The organism is Variovorax sp. GW821-FHT10C12 (assembly GCF_059415405.1).
Window position 1 is genome coordinate 218986 of the sequence record NZ_JBWKNE010000002.1, and the last position, 14929, is coordinate 233914.

Sequence of the window (14929 nt, forward strand, 5' to 3'; positions counted from 1 at the left end):
CCGAACATCCGATTCATCCACTCACCACCCCCAAGGAATCGCGTCATGAACACCGCCACTTCTTCCTCGCTTCCCACCCGCGTCGCCCTCGTCACCGGCGCCTCGCGCGGCATCGGCGCCGCCATCGCCCGCCGGCTCGCCGCCGACGGGTTCGCCGTCGCCGTCAACTACGCTTCGGGCGCCGCGCCCGCCGAAGCGCTGGTCGCCGAACTGAAGGCCACGGGCGCCCGCGCCCTCGCGGTGCAGGCCGACGTGGCGAACGCCGAAGCGGTGCGCGCGATGTTCGACACCGTCGAAGCGCAGCTCGGCCCGGTCGACGTGCTGGTCAACAACGCCGGCGTGCTCCAGACCGCGCCGCTGGCCGCGCACAGCGACGCGCTGTACGACCACACCTTCGACATCAACGTGCGCGGCACCTTCAACACCCTGCGCGAGGCCGCGACCCGGCTCGCCGAGGGCGGACGCATCGTCAACTTCTCGAGCACCACGCTCGCGCTGCACATGCCGGGCTACGCGATCTACAACGCCACCAAGGCGGCGGTCGAGGCCTTCACGCACGTCTTCGCCAAGGAGTTGCGCGGCCGACGTATCACGGTGAACGCCGTCGCGCCAGGGCCGGTCGCGACTTCGCTGTTCCTGGACGGCAAGACCGACGAACAGATCCAGGTCTTCGCACAGATGCCGCCGCTGCAGCGCCTGGGCCAGCCGGAAGACATCGCCTCGGTGGTGTCGTTCCTGGCGGGGCCGGACGCGGGGTGGGTCAACGGGCAGGTGCTGCGGGCCAACGGCGGCGTGGCCTGAGCGGTGGCCTCCCACGACATCCACGGAGCACGCACCATGCATCCGCCTTCACCTCCCGCGGCCACCCCGCGCTTCTTCAGCCTCGCTTACACGGCGTTCACGGCCGCCGCTGCGGTGGTGGCCGCCGTCGCTTCGGCGATGGCGCTCGTGCTCGAACTGCCCGTGTGGGCGATGTTCGTCGGCTGGGTGGCGTTCTACACCCGCGGCGCGACCGCACGCGACGGCGTGTTCAACCTCGTCTGCGTGAGCCTGGGCCTGCTGATCGGCAAGGGTGCGGCCCTGGTCATCGCCGTGCTGGCCCCGGTCGCGGGCGCCGCGGCGCTGCCGGTGGTGGTGCTGTTCGTCGCGCTCTTGGTCGTGTCGATGCGCAGCGTGCCGCGCTTGAACAACCTGCTGTGCTACTTCCTCGGGCTGATCGCGTTCTTCGCGGTCCACCAGCCCCCTTCGCTGTCGCTGTTCGCCACGCTGGCCGGCGCGGCGGCACTCGGATCGATGGCGGCGTGGGTGGCCCACCTGCTGCAGCGCCGCGTGGGCTGACCACCGGACTTTCCTTTCTTCCCTCTCACCTTCGTTCAAGGGGTTCCCTCATGCAATCCGTCATCCTCGTCACTGGCGCCGGCTCCGGCATCGGCAAGCTCAGCGCGCAGGCGCTCGCCGAAGCGGGCCACATCGTCTATGCCTCCATGCGCGACATCGCAGGCCGCAACAAGGCGCGCGCGGCCGAGCTGCGTGCCCTGGCCGCGGCGCAGGGGCTTCAGCTGCATCCGCTCGAACTCGATGTGCTGTCGCAGGCCTCCGCCGACGCCGCCGCGGCGACCATCGTCCAGGCGCAGGGCCGCCTCGACGTGGTGATGCAGAACGCGGGCCATCTCGTGGTCGGGCCGACCGAGGCCTTCACGCCGGAAGACATCGCCCGGGTGTTCGACACCAACGTGCTCGGCGCCCAGCGCGTGAACCGCGCGGTGCTGCCGTACCTGCGCCAGCAGGAGTCGGGGCTGATGCTGTGGATCAGCAGCACGACCACCAAGGGCGGCTTTCCGCCGTTCATGGGCCCGTACGGCGCGGCCAAGGCGGCCATGGATTCGCTGGCGGTGACGCTGGCCTACGAGATCGCGCGCTTCGGCATCGAGACCTCGATCGTCGTGCCGGGCGCGTTCACCCGGGGCACCGATCACTTCCCGAGTGCCGGCAAGCCCTCCGATGCGGCGACCACCGCCGCCTACGGCCGCTACGACGGCGTGATGGACCGCATCGGCGAGCGCCTGTCCGCCCTCACGCCCGAGCACGCCGATCCGCAGGCCGTGGCCGACGACATCGTGCGCATCGTGGGCCTGCCGGCGGGCACGCGGCCGATGCGCTCGCTGATCGACTTCGTGGGCGACGGTGCGGCCGAGGTCTTCGAGGTGTCGGAGCGCGTGCGCATCGACTTCGCCCGGCGCATCGGCATGGGCGACCTGCTCGAGGCGAAGGTCCGGCGCTGAGCGGGGCGCTGTCAAGAAAGGCGGTGGATCTTCCTGTCCAATAGCGGCATGGAACATTCACCGAACGACGTGACAGAGCGCCTGAACGACCTCGAGATCAAGTCGAGCTACGCCGAAGACCTGCTCGAGCAGCTGAACATGACGATCTACCGGCAACAGCAGCAGATCGACAGCCTCATCCTGCAGGTTGCGCAACTCAGGCTGCAAAGCCAGAACGCAGGGCAGGACGGGGGCGCGCGCAACCTGCGCGATGAGCTCCCGCCCCACTATTGATGCAGCGTGCTCAGCCGTGCGCGTGCCACAGCACGGCAAAGAAGTGGCAGGTGCTGCCGGCCAATACGAACAGGTGCCACACCGAATGCGCGTAGCGCACCTTGTTGTCGAACAGGAACACCACGGCCCCGGCCGTGTAGAACAGCCCGCCGGCCACGAGCCAGGCCAGCCCGGCCGATGACATGCGCTCGTACAGCGGCACCGCCGCCATCAGTGCCATCCAGCCCATCGCCACGTACAGGCCGGTGGACCACAGCGGGTGCTGCAAGCGGTTGAACAGCTTGGCGCCCACGCCCAGCACGGCGGCGGCGGTGATGGCGCCGAACAGCGTCCAGCCCCAGGGCCCGCGCAGCACGCCGAACAAAAAGGGCATGTAGCTGCCCGCAATGAACAGGTAGATGGCCGCGTGGTCGAGCCGGTTGAACCAGGCCTTGGCGCGGCCGATGGGCAGCGCGTGGTACAGCGTGGAGATCAGGTACAGCACGATGGCCGTGCCCGCGAAGAGCGAGGCGCCCACCACGGCCGCGGCCTGGCCCTTCTGGGCGGCGCTGTAGACCAGGATCGGCAGCGAGGCGATCGCCAGCAGCAGGCCCAGGCCGTGGCTCAGGGCGTTGAAGAGCTCTTCCATCGCGGTCTGGTCGCGCGCGGCGGAAGCCTGCTTTTTCTGCAGATCGGTGGAACGGGCGGGCTGCAGCTGCAGCGGCGGGCTATTCGTCATCAGGAACAGAGCCTCCGGGGTCGGTGTTGGTTCCGCAAAAATCGCGAAACCGGCAGATCATGTTACTTGACCTGCTGTTTGCCGAGTTTGCGTGCCAATGTGCGCCGATGCATGCCGAGCCGGCGCGCGGTTTCCGAGATGTTGAAGCCGGTCTCGGCCAGCATTTCGTGGATGCGCTCCCACTCCAGCGTCTTGATCGAGGTGGAACGGTTGGTCAGTTCGACCTCGGTGGTGCCGGCGGCGCGGCCGAAGGCGGCCTCGATGTCATCGGTGTTCGAGGGCTTGGCCAGGTAGTGGCAGGCGCCGAGCTTGATGGCCTCGACGGCGGTGGCGATGCTCGCGAAGCCGGTGAGCACCACGATCAGCATCTCGGCGTCGTGCCGGTGCAGCATCTGCACGCAGGCCAGGCCCGAGGCCTCGCCGTTGAGCTTCAGGTCGACCACGGCGTAGCCGGGCGAGGGGCCGTCGCCTTCCTCGAGCAGCGCTTCCACCTCTTCGAGGTTGCGCGCATGCACCACCACGTAGCCGCGCCGTTCGAAGGACCGCGCGAGCGTGCGCGCGAAGGCCTCGTCGTCCTCGACGATGAGCAGCTGGCGGACCTCGGCGGTGTCGGGTGTGTGGGTCATGGGCTGCTCGGGGCTGGGGGCGCGGCGTTGTCCGCGAGGGTGGTTGCTGCTTCCTCGTCCTCTTCGAGCACGATGGCCGCCAGCGGCAGCGTGATGGTCACGATGGCGCCGCCCTCGGGGCGGTTGCGCACGGCGACGCGTCCGCCCAGGGTGCGCGCCACGTTCACGACCAGGAACAGGCCCAGCCCGCCGCCGGGACGTCCCTTGCTCGACTGATAGGGCTTGCCGAACTCCGCGAGGATGGCCGGCATGAAGCCGGGGCCCGCGTCGGTGACGGTGATGGTGAGCGCGTCGGCGTCGTGCGTGGCTTCCAGGCGCAGCCAGTGCGGCGAGGCCTCGAGCGCGTTGTCGAGCACGTTGCACACCATCTGCTTGATGGCCGAGTCGGACACCATGGGCAGGTCTTGGCCGAACAGGTTCTCGTAGTCGAACTCCTCGACCGGGCGCGTGGTGCGCCATTCTTCGACCAGGTCGTCCAGGAAGGTGCGCACGGTGGTCTCTTCGGACGACTCGCCGCGCGTCTCGCCGGCCGACAGCAGGATGCCGCTCACGATGCTCTTGCAGCGCTGGATCTGCACTTCCATCTCGGCCACTTCCTGCAGCAGCTCGGGGTCGGAGCTGAAGTGCGGCAGCCGGCGCCAGTCGCCCAGGATCACGGCCAGCGTGGCCAGCGGCGTGCCCAGCTCGTGCGCCGCGCCCGAGGCCAGCAGGCCCATGCGCACGATGTGTTCTTCTTCGGAGGCGCGCTGGCGCAGGTCGGCCAGCCGCGCGTCGCGCACGCGCAGGTTGCGGCTGATGCGGGTGATGAAGACCACCAGCAGCGCGGCGTTGAGCGCAAAGCACACCAGCATGCCCTGCACGTAGGGGCTCCACAGGCCGCGGTCGTGGTCCAGCGGCAAGGGCAGCGGGCGCGAGAACAGCGCCAGGCCCGCGAAGCACAGGCCGGTGATGACCACGATGGTCCAGGTCGACCAGGCCTTGAGCAGCACCGCGCCCAGGATCACCTGCAGCAGGTACAGGAAGACGAAGGGGTTGGTGGCGCCGCCGCTGAGGTACAGCTGGGCCGTGAGCGTGGCCACGTCGACCAGCAGCGCGACGAACAGCTCTTCGTTGGTCACGCGGCCATGGATGCGCAGGCGCAGCAGGCTCACCATGTTGAACAGCGCCAGGCAGGTGAGCACCTGCAGCATGTGGTTCAGCGGCAGGCGGATGCCGAAGCCGTAGTGCACCACGAGGATGGTGGCCACCTGCCCGACCACGGCGAACCAGCGCAGCTGGATCAGCTGCTGCATGTTCTGGTGGCCGATGGCGTTGTCCAGGCTCGCGACGCCCGCGCGCGGGGCGTGCAGCTCGCCGGCCACCGCGATGAGCTTGTCAGTCGCGGCGGGCATCGGCGGGGTCGGGGCGTGCGGCGTCGGCATGCGGAGCATTTTCGCCGCTACCGTCTTGCGATGCCCGTCGGCGCCGGTCGTCGCGCCACACGAACCCGTAGGCGCCGAGCACCATCAGCGCCAGCCCGTACCAGGTGAGGGCGTAGACGAGGTGGCTGTTGGGGAAGGCGATGACCGTCAGGCCGCCCGCCGGCCACGTGGGCGCGGCTTGTGCAGGCGCGGGCCCCGCCTCGGCATCGACGAAGTAGGGCGCCACGTCGGTCAGGCCGCGCGCGGCGGCAATGGCCTGCACGTCGCGCGAGAACCAGCGGTCGGCCGCGGGGTCGTTCGTGCGCAGGAAGCCGCCCTTCGGTTCGGTCAGGCGCAGCAGGCCGGCCACGGTGGTGTCGCCCTGGGGCTCGGGGGCGGTGCGCGCCGCGCGCTCGCGCGCCTCAGGCGGCACGAAGCCGCGGTTGACGAGCACGACGCTGCCGTCGGCGGTGCGCAGCGGGGTCAGCACCCAGAAGCCGGCGCCGAGCCGGGTGCTGGCCTGCACCAGCGCTTCCTTGTCATGGAGGAACGTGCCGCGAAGGCGCACGTGGGTGTATTCGTCGTTGGCCGCGTTGACCGTGGGCCATTCGGGTCGCGCCGGCGCGTCGGCGGCCGGGGCGTGCACGCGCTGGTCGACGCGGGCGATGAGATCGAGCTTCCAGGCCCTGCGCTCGACCTGCCAGGTGCCGAGCGCAAGAAAGCCGGCAAAGGCCAGGAGGGCGCAGACCGCCAGCGCCGCACGCGTGACAACGGAGCGCGGGCGGGCGGCCGAGGCCATCAGGGCATGTTCTTCATGTCGTGGACCATGGCCGGCATCATGTTGGTGTTCATGTGATACATGACCCACAGCGAGCCGGCCAGCGTGATGACCACGAGCACCAGCGTGAAGATCAGCGCCAGCATGTTCCAGCCGCCTTCGGACTTGGCGTCCATGTGCAGGAAGTACACCATGTGGACCACGATCTGCACCACGGCGAAGCCGAGGATGACGAGGGCGGTGGTGCTCGGGTTGGCGATCACCTTGCCCATCACGAGCCAGAACGGGATCGCGGTCAGGATCACGGCCAGCACGAAGCCGGTCATGTAGCCCTTGAAGGTGCTGTGGCTCACGGGGCCGTCGTCGTGATGGGCGTCGTGCCCATCGTGTGCGCCATGGCCGTGCGCGGCGGTGTTGGTGTGGGCGCTCATGCCATCGATCCCATGAGGTAGACAAAGGTGAAGACGCCGATCCACACGACGTCCAGGAAGTGCCAGAACATCGACAGGCACATCAGGCGGCGGCGGTTGGCGGCGGTGAAGCCGTGCTTGGGCAGCTGGACCATCAGCACGACCAGCCAGATGATGCCGAAGCTCACGTGCAGGCCGTGCGTGCCCACCAGCGCGAAGAACGACGACAGGAAGGCGCTGCGCTGCGGGCCGGCGCCTTCGTGCAGCAGGTGCGCGAACTCGTACAGCTCCAGGCCGATGAAGCCCAGGCCCAGGAGGCCCGTGATGCCCAGCCACAGCAGCACGCCGCCCATGCGCTTGCGCTGCATCTCGAGCATCGCGAAGCCGTAGGTGATCGACGACAGCAGCAGCAGCGAGGTGTTCATCGCCACCAGCGGCAGGTCGAACAGGTCGGCGCCCGAGGGGCCGGCCGCGTAGTTGCGGCCCAGCACGCCGTACACCGCGAACAGGCAGGCGAAGATGAGGCAGTCGCTCATCAGGTAGAGCCAGAAGCCCAGCAGCGTGCCGTTCTCGGGGTGGTGGTCCTCGTTGCGGACGTGGAACAGGTCGAACGCCGGTGCGTTCGCGTTCCGGGAGGGGAGGGCGGTGGTATCAGACATGGGCGGTGGCCAAGAGGCGCGTGCGTGCTTCTTCGGTGCGAACGACTTCTTCCGCGGGGATGTAGTAGTCGCGCTTGTAGTTGAAGGTGTGGGCGATGATCGCGGCCAGCATGGCCACGAAGCCGATGCCGGCCACGAGCCACATCTGCCAGATCAGGGCGAAGCCGCACACCGCGCTCAGCGCCGCGATGATGAAGCCGGCGGCCGTGTTCTTGGGCATGTGCACGGGGCTGAAGCCGTCCAGCGGACGCTGGTAGCCGCGGGCCTTCATGTCGGTCCAGGCGTCGTTGTCATGCACGCGCGGCGTGAACGCGAAGTTGTAGGCCGGCGGCGGCGACGAAGTCGACCACTCCAGCGTGCGGCCGTTCCACGGGTCGCCCGTGGTGTCGCGCAGCGACTCGCGGCGGATGAAGCTCACCACCAGCTGGATCAGGAACGAGGCGATGCCCAGCGCGATCAGCACGGCGCCGACGGCAGCGACCTGGAACCAGATCTGCAGCGACATGTCCTGGAAGTGGCTCATGCGGCGCGTGACGCCCATCAGGCCCAGGATGTACAGCGGCATGAAGGCCATCCAGAAGCCGACGATCCAGAACCAGAACGAGCACTTGCCCCAGAACGGATCGAGCTTGTAGCCAAAGGCCTTCGGGAACCAGTAGGTGATGCCCGCCAGCATGCCGAACAGCACGCCGCCGATGATCACGTTGTGGAAGTGGGCAATCAGGAACAGGCTGTTGTGCAGCACGAAGTCAGCCGGGGGCACGGCCAGCAGCACGCCGGTCATGCCGCCGATCACGAAGGTGATCATGAAGCCGATGGTCCACATCATGGGCAGCTCGAAACGGATGCGGCCGCGGTACATGGTGAACAGCCAGTTGAAAATCTTCGCCCCCGTCGGGATCGAGATGATCATCGTCGTGATGCCGAAGAACGAGTTCACGCTGGCGCCGGAGCCCATGGTGAAGAAGTGGTGCAGCCACACGAGGTACGACAGGATCGTGATCACGACCGTGGCGTACACCATCGAGGCGTAGCCGAACAGGCGCTTGCCCGAGAAGGTGGAGACCACTTCCGAGAAGATGCCGAACGCCGGCAGGATCAGGATGTACACCTCGGGGTGGCCCCAGATCCAGATCAGGTTCACGTACATCATGGCGTTGCCGCCCATGTCGTTCGTGAAGAAGTTGGTGCCGACGTAACGGTCGAGCGACAGCAGGGCCAGCACGGCCGTGAGCACCGGGAAGGCAGCGACGATCAGCACGTTGGTGCACAGGGCGGTCCACGTGAAGACGGGCATCTTCATCATGGTCATGCCGGGCGCGCGCATCTTCACGATGGTGGCCAGCAGGTTCACGCCCGAGAGCAATGTGCCGACCCCCGCGATCTGCAAGGACCAGATGTAGTAATCGACCCCCACGTCAGGGCTGAACAGGATGCCCGACAGCGGCGGGTACGCCAGCCAGCCGGTCTTGGCGAACTCGCCCACGAACAGCGACGCCATCACGAGGCCGGCGCCGAAGGTGGTCATCCAGAAGCTGAAGTTGTTCAGGAACGGGAAGGCCACGTCGCGCGCGCCGATCTGCAGCGGCACCACGAAGTTCATGAGGCCCGTGACCAGCGGCATCGCCACGAAGAAGATCATGATCACGCCGTGGGCGGTGAAGATCTGGTCGTAGTGGTGCGGCGGCAAAAAGCCCGCGTTGTCGCCGAAGGCGACGGCCTGCTGGGCCCGCATCATCAGTGCGTCGGCGAAGCCGCGCAGCAGCATCACCAGGCCCAGGATGATGTACATGATGCCGATCTTCTTGTGGTCGATGCTGGTGATCCAGTCATTCCACAAGGTGCCCCACAGCTTGAAGTAGGTCACGGCGCCCAGCAGCGCCAGGCCGCCCAGGATCACGGCCGCGAAGGTCACGAGCAGGATGGGCTCGTGAAGGGGAATCGCCTCCCAGGAGAGGCGGCCGAAGACGAGCTTCGTCAGGTCTAGGTTCTGCAACATCTTAGTCTTCGGTGGTGCACATCGCGGTGACGTACTTGCGCTTGGGCGTGTCGAGGGAGTCGGCCTGCCAGGCCTGCTTGGTGGCGACGTTGAAGGCGCCGGGCTTGCCCAGGCCGCCGTCGGCGTCGATGGCCATCATTTCCTTCATGCACATCTTGTTGCGGTCGACGCACAGGTTCAGGATGGCGTCGTACAGGGCCGGGTCGACCGCGGCGTAGTGGCGCACGGGCTCGCGCTCGCTCGGCACTTCGAGCTTCTTGTATTGCTCGCGGGTCAGTTCGCCCTCTTTGCCGGTCTTGACCTTGGCCACCCACTGGTCGAAGCCGTCATGGCTCAGGCCGTGGAACTTGAAGCGCATGCCCGAGAAGCCCGCGCCGCTGTAGTTGGCGGAGAAGCCGTCGAATTCGCCCGGCTTGTTGATCACCGCGTGCAGCTTGGTCTCCATGCCCGGCATGGCATAGATCTGGCCGGCCAGCGCGGGGATGAAGAAGGAGTTCATGACCGACGAGGCCGTGATCTTGAAGCTGATCGGGCGGTCCACCGGGGCGGCCAGCTCGTTCACCGTGGCGATGCCCTGCTCGGGGTAGATGAAGAGCCACTTCCAGTCCAGCGCCACCACCTCGACCACCAGCGGCTTGGTTTCGGCGGGAATGGGGCGCTGCGCGTCCAGGCGGCTCAGCGGGCGGTACGGGTCCAGCGTGTGGGTGCTGATCCAGGTGATCGCGCCCAGCGCGATGATGATCAAGAGCGGCGCGGCCCAGATCGCCAGCTCGAGCTGCGTGGAATGGTCCCAGTCGGGGCTGTAGGTGGCCTCCTTGTTCGACTGGCGATAGCGCCAGGCAAAGAAGATGGTCAGGGCGATCACCGGGATGATGATGATCAGCATCAGCACCGTGGAGACGACGATCAGGCGTCCCTGCTGGTTGGCGATGTCGCCGGAGGGGTTCAACAGCACCGTGTTGCAGCCCGCCAGGAAAATGGCGGAAAGCAGCAGAAGTGCTCGGCGAAGGGTCTTGAGGATGTGCATGCCGGGAGAGGAAAGTGCGAAGGCCGCGCAAAAATGACCCTGCAATCTACGCCGCCCAAGGGATTCCGCCTATTGGACGTTTTGTCCTATGGCGGTAAACGCAATTCGGTGAGACGCTACAGGGTGTCCAGAATTTCCCCTGTGTCGTGCCCCGGCATGACACCCGAATTACAGCCAGCCAGCTAGCAAGATGACGACGTCCAGCATCAGTCCACCAGGCGCCCAGCCTGTGTCGCACCCGACCGAAGGCGGCGCCCGCGCCGCAGACGCCGACCATTCGCACATCGCCCCGGGCGAGATCGCGGTCGGCGTGGTCATCGGCCGCGCCTCCGAGTATTTCGACTTCTTCGTCTACGGCATCGCCTCGGTGCTGGTGTTCCCGGCGGTGTTCTTCCCGTTCGAGCAGCGCCTGGAAGGCGTGCTCTGGGCCTTCGTGATCTTCTCGTTCGCCTTCATCGCGCGCCCCTTCGGCACCGTGATCTCGATGGCGATCCAGCGGCGCTTCGGGCGCGAGACCAAGCTGACGATCGCGCTGTTCCTGCTGGGCACCTCCACCGCCGGCATCGCCTTCCTGCCGGGCTATGCGAGCATCGGCTTCACGGCCATCGTGCTGCTGTCGATCTTCCGCTTTGCCCAGGGCCTGGCACTGGGCGGCTCGTGGGACGGCCTGCCGTCGCTGCTGGCGCTGAACGCACCGCCCAACAAGCGCGGTTGGTACGCCATGCTGGGCCAGCTGGGCGCGCCGCTGGGCTTTTTCCTGGCCAGCGCGCTGTTCGCGTACCTGTATTCCAGCCTGCCGCTGGCCGACTTCCTCGACTGGGGCTGGCGCTACACCTTCTACGTGGCCTTCGCCATCAACGTCGTGGCGCTGTTCGCGCGCCTGCGCCTGGTGGCCACCGACGAGTACGCGCGCCTGCTCGAAGAGCGCGAGCTGCAGCCCACCAGCGTGGTCGAGCTGACCCGTTCGCAGGGCGCCAACCTGCTGATCGGCGCGTTCGCCGCGCTGGCCAGCTACGCGCTGTTCCACCTGATCACGGTGTTCCCGCTGTCGTGGATCTCGCTGTACTCCGACCAGTCGATCACCGAGTTCCTGATCGTGCAGATGGTCGGCGCGGTGTTCGGCGCCATCGGCATCGTGGCCTCGGGCCTGATCGCCGACCGCATCGGCCGTCGCTTCACGCTCGGTGGCCTGGCCGCCATGATCGCCGTGTTCAGCGGCTTCGCGCCCACGCTGCTCGACGGCGGACGCATCGGCCAGGACATCTTCATCGTGCTGGGCTTTGCGCTCCTGGGCCTGTCGTACGGCCAGGCGGCCGGCGCCGTGACCTCCAACTTCGCGCCCAAGTACCGCTACGTGGGCGCGGCCCTCACGGCCGACCTGGCCTGGCTCATCGGCGCGGCCTTTGCCCCGCTGGTCGCCCTGGGCCTGTCGGCGCACTTCGGCCTGGCCTTCGTGAGCATCTACCTGCTGTCGGGCGCGCTCGGCACGCTGGCGGCGCTGGGGCTGAACCGGGCGCTGGCGCGGGACTGACCGGCAGCGTTTCTCGAACGAAGGGGCCGATGGCCCCTTTTTTTATGGCCACCGCGTCGCTCGCTTAGGATTCGCCTCGATGTTCACCGCCGCCATTTTTGACATGGATGGGCTGCTGATCGATTCGGAGCGCCCCATCATGGCCGCCTGGATCGCCGCGGCCCGCACGCTCGATGTCGAGCTTTCGCACGCCCAGTACCTGCAATGCGTGGGGCTGGCCATGAGCGAATCCAAGCAGATCCTCGCGGCGCTGCTCGGCGGCCCCGCCGCCTACCAGCACGCGGCGACGCAGGTGACCGCCGCGCTGCAGCTGGAACGCGCCGACGGCGACGTCCGGCCGCTCTTTCCCATCAAGCCCGGCGCGGCCGAGTTGCTCACCGCCTTGCGTGGTCGCGGTACGCGCTGCGCGGTCGCTTCGTCGTCCACGCGCGGCCAGATCGCGGCCTGCCTGGGCAGCCTCGACGTGCTCCATCACTTCGAGGCCTTCGCGGGCGGCGACGAGGTGGCGCGCGCCAAGCCCGACCCGGCGCTGTACCGCCTCGCGGCCGAGCGCCTGGGCGTGGACCCTGCCGATTGCGTCGCCTTCGAGGACAGCGAGAACGGCGCCAAGGCCGCGCTGGCCGCCGGCATGCGCGTGGTGGTGGTGCCCGACCTCAAGCACCCGCCCGAGGCGATCGTCGCGCAGGCCTTCCATGTGCTCGATTCGCTGCACGACGCAATGCCGCACGTGCCGCGCTGGTTTCCCTGACGAAGTCAGGGCCCGTGTTCAGTTCAGTTCAGAGCACTTCGTCCCGCAGCTGCGGGAACACCTTCGACACCTTGGCCAGCAGGTAGTCGCCATAGCGGCCGCTGAAGGCATGCACGTTGGCGCGGTCCCAGCGCTCGGCGCTGTCGTCCAGCGCGTCGGCGCCGGCCAGGCCTTCGATGCGCTGCACGCGCGCTTCGAAGTTCGGGTCGAAGAACAGCGGGAACGAGAGCCGGTCGCGGCCCGAGGTGTTGCGCTTCACGCGGTGCGGGGTCGACTTGTAGAGCCCGCCGGTCATGCGGTCGAGCATGTCGCCGATGTTGCAGACGAAGGCGCCCGGCACCGGCGGTGCGTCGATCCAGCCGCCCGGCGTGTGCACCGCGAGGCCGCCCACGGTGTCCTGATGCAGGATCGTGAGCAGGCCGTAGTCGGTGTGCTCGCCCACGCCCCATTGCACGTCCAAGCCCTCGGGCACGGCCTGCGTCGGGTAGTTGAAGAGGCGGAACAGGATCAGCGGGTCGCCCGTGTAGCGCTCTGCAAAATAGTCCGCGGGCAGGCCGAGGCTCAGCGCGATGCCTTCCATCAGCCGGTGGCCCAGCTGCGTGACGGCGTCCATGTACGCGAGGATGGTCTCGCGAAAATCCGGCACGTCGGGAAAGAGATTCGGCCCGTGCACCGGCGTCTTCGCCTGCACCAGCGGGTGGTCGGCGGGCAACTCGGTGCCCAGGTACAGGCCTTCCTTCCAGTCGGGGCGGCCCGAGGTCAGCTCGCCGCCGCGCGGGAAGAAGCCACGCCAGGCACGGCCGCCGAGGGCCATGCGCCATTGCATCTTGGTTTCCTCGGGCAGGTCGAAGAACTGGTGGCTCAGGTCTTCGAGCCGCTGGATCAGTGCGGCATCGACGCCGTGGCCCGTGACGTAGAAGAAGCCGTGCGCGCGGCAGGCGTCGCCGATCTGCGCCGCCACGCGTTCGCGTTCGGGTGTGCCGGCCACCAGCGGGGCGACGTCGATGAGGGGGAGGGAGGAGTCGGTCATGCGTCTCTCGAAAAAGGCGAACGGATGTCGGACAGAAACTGCTGCGCACGCGGGTGCTGCGGGCGGTTGAAGAAATCGTCGGGCGTGGCGCGTTCGAGCACCTGGCCCTGGTCCATGAAGAGCACGCGGTCGGCCACTTCGCGCGCGAAGCCCATCTCGTGCGTGACGCACACCATGGTCATGCCGTCGCGCGTGAGGTCGCGCATCACCAGCAGCACCTCGCCGACCATCTCGGGGTCAAGCGCGCTGGTGGGCTCGTCGAACAGCATCAGCGGCGGCTGCATGGCGAGCGCGCGCGCAATGGCCACGCGCTGTTGCTGGCCGCCCGACAGCTCGCCGGGCCAGGCATTGGCCTTGTTCGCGAGGCCCACGCGCTCCAGCAGCGCCATCGCGCGCGCGTCGGCCTCCTTGCGCGACAGGCCGTGCAGCTGCATCGGCGCCATGGTGCAGTTCTGCAGCACGCTCAGGTGCGGGAACAGGTTGAACTGCTGGAACACGAAGCCGATGCGCGAGCGGAAGGCGTTCACGTCCAGGCCGGGTGCGTGGATGTCCTGCCCGTCGAGCGTGATGCGGCCCGACTGGATCGGCTCCAGCCGGTTGAAGGTGCGGATCAGCGTCGACTTGCCCGAGCCCGAGGGCCCGCACACCACGACCACCTCGCCCTTGTGGATGGTTTCGGTCACGTCGACCAGCGCGTGGTAGCTGCCGTACCACTTGTTGACTTGTTGGAGTTCGATCATGCGGGCACCTTGAGGGGCGCGGCGGGAAGGCCGCGGCGCGCGAGCCGGCGCTCCAGCCAGTAGGCGAAGCGCGAGAGGCCGAAGCACAGGATGAAGTAGGTCAGGCCCAGGATCAGGTAGATCTGCGCCGGCTTGGTGAACACCTGCGTGTTGATCTGCGTGGCAATGAACGACACCTCGGCCAGCCCGATGATGTAGCCCAGCGAGGTCTCCTTGATGGTCGAGACGAACTGGTTCACCAGCGAGGGCAGCATGCTGCGCAGCGCCTGCGGCAGCACCACGAGGCGCATCGCGCCGAAGTAGCTCAGGCCGAGCGCGCGCGCGGTTTCCATCTGCCCGCGCGGCAGGCCCTGGATGCCGGCACGCACGATCTCGGCCAGGTAGGCGGCGTCGAAGATCACCAGCGCGATCAGCATGGTGGTGAACTGGTCGGTCTTCACGCCCGTGACGCTGGGCAGGAAGAAGTAGGCCCAGAAGATCACCATCAGGAGCGGCAGGCCGCGCACCACGAACACCAGCGCCGTGACGGGCCAGCGCACGCAGCGCCACGGGCTCACGCGCGCCAGGCCGAGCACGATGCCCAGCGGCAGCGCCAGCACCAGCCCGCACGAGGCCAGCAGCAGCGTGAGCACCAGCCCGCCGAGCGGGCCGTTGGGGTACTGGCCGATGAGGAAGTAGACCCAGTAGTCGTGGATGATCTCTAGCATG

At 67.8% G+C, this 14929-nt stretch carries 17 protein-coding genes; 6 read left to right on the top strand and 11 right to left on the bottom strand.

Annotation, left to right across the window (positions count from 1 at the left end):
- Positions 1–45 precede the first annotated feature (45 nt).
- The 4 genes from AC07OH_RS14280 to AC07OH_RS14295 are packed head-to-tail and all read left to right on the top strand — an operon-like array spanning position 46 to position 2555.
- The gene (locus AC07OH_RS14280; protein WP_495301109.1) at positions 46–801 is read left to right on the top strand and encodes an SDR family oxidoreductase; all 756 of its coding nucleotides are present in this window, start codon (positions 46–48) and stop codon (positions 799–801) included.
- A gap of 36 nt (positions 802–837) precedes the next feature.
- A complete protein-coding gene (locus AC07OH_RS14285) occupies positions 838–1338 on the top strand; it encodes a DUF1097 domain-containing protein (RefSeq protein ID WP_495301110.1) in 501 nt (166 codons plus the stop codon).
- Positions 1339–1388: 50 nt separating this feature from the next.
- Positions 1389–2282, top strand: coding sequence for an SDR family NAD(P)-dependent oxidoreductase (locus AC07OH_RS14290; RefSeq protein ID WP_095946437.1), 894 nt, complete (start codon positions 1389–1391; stop codon positions 2280–2282).
- Positions 2283–2330: 48 nt separating this feature from the next.
- Complete coding sequence (locus AC07OH_RS14295; protein ID WP_062469081.1) at positions 2331–2555, top strand: SlyX family protein; 225 nt, start codon at positions 2331–2333, stop codon at positions 2553–2555.
- Positions 2556–2565: 10 nt separating this feature from the next.
- Here AC07OH_RS14295 and trhA read toward each other — a convergent pair whose 3' ends face one another.
- From trhA to cyoA, 8 genes are all read right to left on the bottom strand, one after another.
- Positions 2566–3273 (bottom strand): PAQR family membrane homeostasis protein TrhA, encoded by a 708-nt coding sequence (trhA, locus tag AC07OH_RS14300; protein WP_082817912.1) that lies wholly within the window; start codon positions 3271–3273, stop codon positions 2566–2568.
- Positions 3274–3335: 62 nt separating this feature from the next.
- The gene (locus AC07OH_RS14305; RefSeq protein WP_062469084.1) at positions 3336–3899 is read right to left on the bottom strand and encodes a response regulator transcription factor; all 564 of its coding nucleotides are present in this window, start codon (positions 3897–3899) and stop codon (positions 3336–3338) included.
- Positions 3896–5290 (bottom strand): ATP-binding protein, encoded by a 1395-nt coding sequence (locus AC07OH_RS14310; RefSeq protein WP_495301111.1) that lies wholly within the window; start codon positions 5288–5290, stop codon positions 3896–3898. The genes AC07OH_RS14305 and AC07OH_RS14310 overlap by 4 nt, the downstream gene beginning before the upstream one ends.
- Positions 5274–6098 (bottom strand): SURF1 family protein, encoded by an 825-nt coding sequence (locus tag AC07OH_RS14315; RefSeq protein WP_495301112.1) that lies wholly within the window; start codon positions 6096–6098, stop codon positions 5274–5276. The genes AC07OH_RS14310 and AC07OH_RS14315 overlap by 17 nt, the downstream gene beginning before the upstream one ends.
- Positions 6098–6508, bottom strand: a complete 411-nt coding sequence (gene cyoD / locus AC07OH_RS14320) for a cytochrome o ubiquinol oxidase subunit IV (protein WP_495301113.1) — start codon at positions 6506–6508, stop codon at positions 6098–6100. The genes AC07OH_RS14315 and cyoD overlap by 1 nt, the downstream gene beginning before the upstream one ends.
- Positions 6505–7146, bottom strand: a complete 642-nt coding sequence (gene cyoC / locus AC07OH_RS14325; protein ID WP_369644430.1) for a cytochrome o ubiquinol oxidase subunit III — start codon at positions 7144–7146, stop codon at positions 6505–6507. Before cyoC ends, cyoD begins: the two co-directional genes overlap by 4 nt.
- Complete coding sequence (gene cyoB / locus AC07OH_RS14330; RefSeq protein ID WP_495301114.1) at positions 7139–9145, bottom strand: cytochrome o ubiquinol oxidase subunit I; 2007 nt, start codon at positions 9143–9145, stop codon at positions 7139–7141. Before cyoB ends, cyoC begins: the two co-directional genes overlap by 8 nt.
- A gap of 1 nt (position 9146) precedes the next feature.
- Positions 9147–10172 carry a ubiquinol oxidase subunit II gene (cyoA, locus tag AC07OH_RS14335; protein ID WP_062469097.1) on the bottom strand — a complete coding sequence of 342 codons (1026 nt, stop codon included), beginning with the start codon at positions 10170–10172 and terminating at the stop codon, positions 9147–9149.
- Positions 10173–10362: 190 nt separating this feature from the next.
- On the opposite strand from cyoA, the gene AC07OH_RS14340 reads away from it, so the two are divergent.
- Both AC07OH_RS14340 and AC07OH_RS14345 read left to right on the top strand, forming a co-directional pair.
- Positions 10363–11703 (top strand): MFS transporter, encoded by a 1341-nt coding sequence (locus AC07OH_RS14340; protein WP_095743978.1) that lies wholly within the window; start codon positions 10363–10365, stop codon positions 11701–11703.
- A 79-nt stretch (positions 11704–11782) separates the two neighbouring features.
- On the top strand, positions 11783–12451 hold the full coding sequence (locus AC07OH_RS14345; RefSeq protein WP_495301115.1) for an HAD family hydrolase: 669 nt from the start codon (positions 11783–11785) through the stop codon (positions 12449–12451).
- A 28-nt stretch (positions 12452–12479) separates the two neighbouring features.
- On the opposite strand, the gene AC07OH_RS14350 is transcribed toward AC07OH_RS14345, so the two are convergent.
- Genes AC07OH_RS14350 through AC07OH_RS14360 form a run of 3 tightly spaced genes read right to left on the bottom strand, consistent with a single transcriptional unit; the run spans position 12480 to position 14928 of the window.
- Entirely contained in the window at positions 12480–13481 is a 1002-nt protein-coding gene (locus tag AC07OH_RS14350; protein ID WP_495301116.1) for an isopenicillin N synthase family dioxygenase, read from the bottom strand.
- Complete coding sequence (locus AC07OH_RS14355) at positions 13478–14221, bottom strand: amino acid ABC transporter ATP-binding protein (protein ID WP_495301117.1); 744 nt, start codon at positions 14219–14221, stop codon at positions 13478–13480. Before AC07OH_RS14355 ends, AC07OH_RS14350 begins: the two co-directional genes overlap by 4 nt.
- Complete coding sequence (locus AC07OH_RS14360; RefSeq protein ID WP_070061508.1) at positions 14218–14928, bottom strand: amino acid ABC transporter permease; 711 nt, start codon at positions 14926–14928, stop codon at positions 14218–14220. Before AC07OH_RS14360 ends, AC07OH_RS14355 begins: the two co-directional genes overlap by 4 nt.
- Position 14929: the final 1 nt, after the last annotated feature.

Bases quoted from the DNA above. Each gene is read 5' to 3' on its own strand.
- cyoD (WP_495301113.1), bottom strand. From the start codon at position 6,508: ATGAGCGCCCACACCAACACCGCCGCGCACGGCCATGGCGCACACGAT.
- AC07OH_RS14295 (WP_062469081.1), top strand. From the start codon at position 2,331: ATGGAACATTCACCGAACGACGTGACAGAGCGCCTGAACGACCTCGAG.
- AC07OH_RS14315 (WP_495301112.1), bottom strand. From the start codon at position 6,098: ATGGCCTCGGCCGCCCGCCCGCGCTCCGTTGTCACGCGTGCGGCGCTG.
- AC07OH_RS14285 (WP_495301110.1), top strand. From the start codon at position 838: ATGCATCCGCCTTCACCTCCCGCGGCCACCCCGCGCTTCTTCAGCCTC.
- AC07OH_RS14355 (WP_495301117.1), bottom strand. From the start codon at position 14,221: ATGATCGAACTCCAACAAGTCAACAAGTGGTACGGCAGCTACCACGCG.
- cyoC (WP_369644430.1), bottom strand. From the start codon at position 7,146: ATGTCTGATACCACCGCCCTCCCCTCCCGGAACGCGAACGCACCGGCG.
- AC07OH_RS14340 (WP_095743978.1), top strand. From the start codon at position 10,363: ATGACGACGTCCAGCATCAGTCCACCAGGCGCCCAGCCTGTGTCGCAC.
- trhA (WP_082817912.1), bottom strand. From the start codon at position 3,273: ATGACGAATAGCCCGCCGCTGCAGCTGCAGCCCGCCCGTTCCACCGAT.
- AC07OH_RS14280 (WP_495301109.1), top strand. From the start codon at position 46: ATGAACACCGCCACTTCTTCCTCGCTTCCCACCCGCGTCGCCCTCGTC.
- AC07OH_RS14290 (WP_095946437.1), top strand. From the start codon at position 1,389: ATGCAATCCGTCATCCTCGTCACTGGCGCCGGCTCCGGCATCGGCAAG.
- AC07OH_RS14345 (WP_495301115.1), top strand. From the start codon at position 11,783: ATGTTCACCGCCGCCATTTTTGACATGGATGGGCTGCTGATCGATTCG.
- AC07OH_RS14310 (WP_495301111.1), bottom strand. From the start codon at position 5,290: ATGCCCGCCGCGACTGACAAGCTCATCGCGGTGGCCGGCGAGCTGCAC.
- AC07OH_RS14350 (WP_495301116.1), bottom strand. From the start codon at position 13,481: ATGACCGACTCCTCCCTCCCCCTCATCGACGTCGCCCCGCTGGTGGCC.
- AC07OH_RS14305 (WP_062469084.1), bottom strand. From the start codon at position 3,899: ATGACCCACACACCCGACACCGCCGAGGTCCGCCAGCTGCTCATCGTC.
- AC07OH_RS14360 (WP_070061508.1), bottom strand. From the start codon at position 14,928: ATGCTAGAGATCATCCACGACTACTGGGTCTACTTCCTCATCGGCCAG.
- cyoA (WP_062469097.1), bottom strand. From the start codon at position 10,172: ATGCACATCCTCAAGACCCTTCGCCGAGCACTTCTGCTGCTTTCCGCC.
- cyoB (WP_495301114.1), bottom strand. From the start codon at position 9,145: ATGTTGCAGAACCTAGACCTGACGAAGCTCGTCTTCGGCCGCCTCTCC.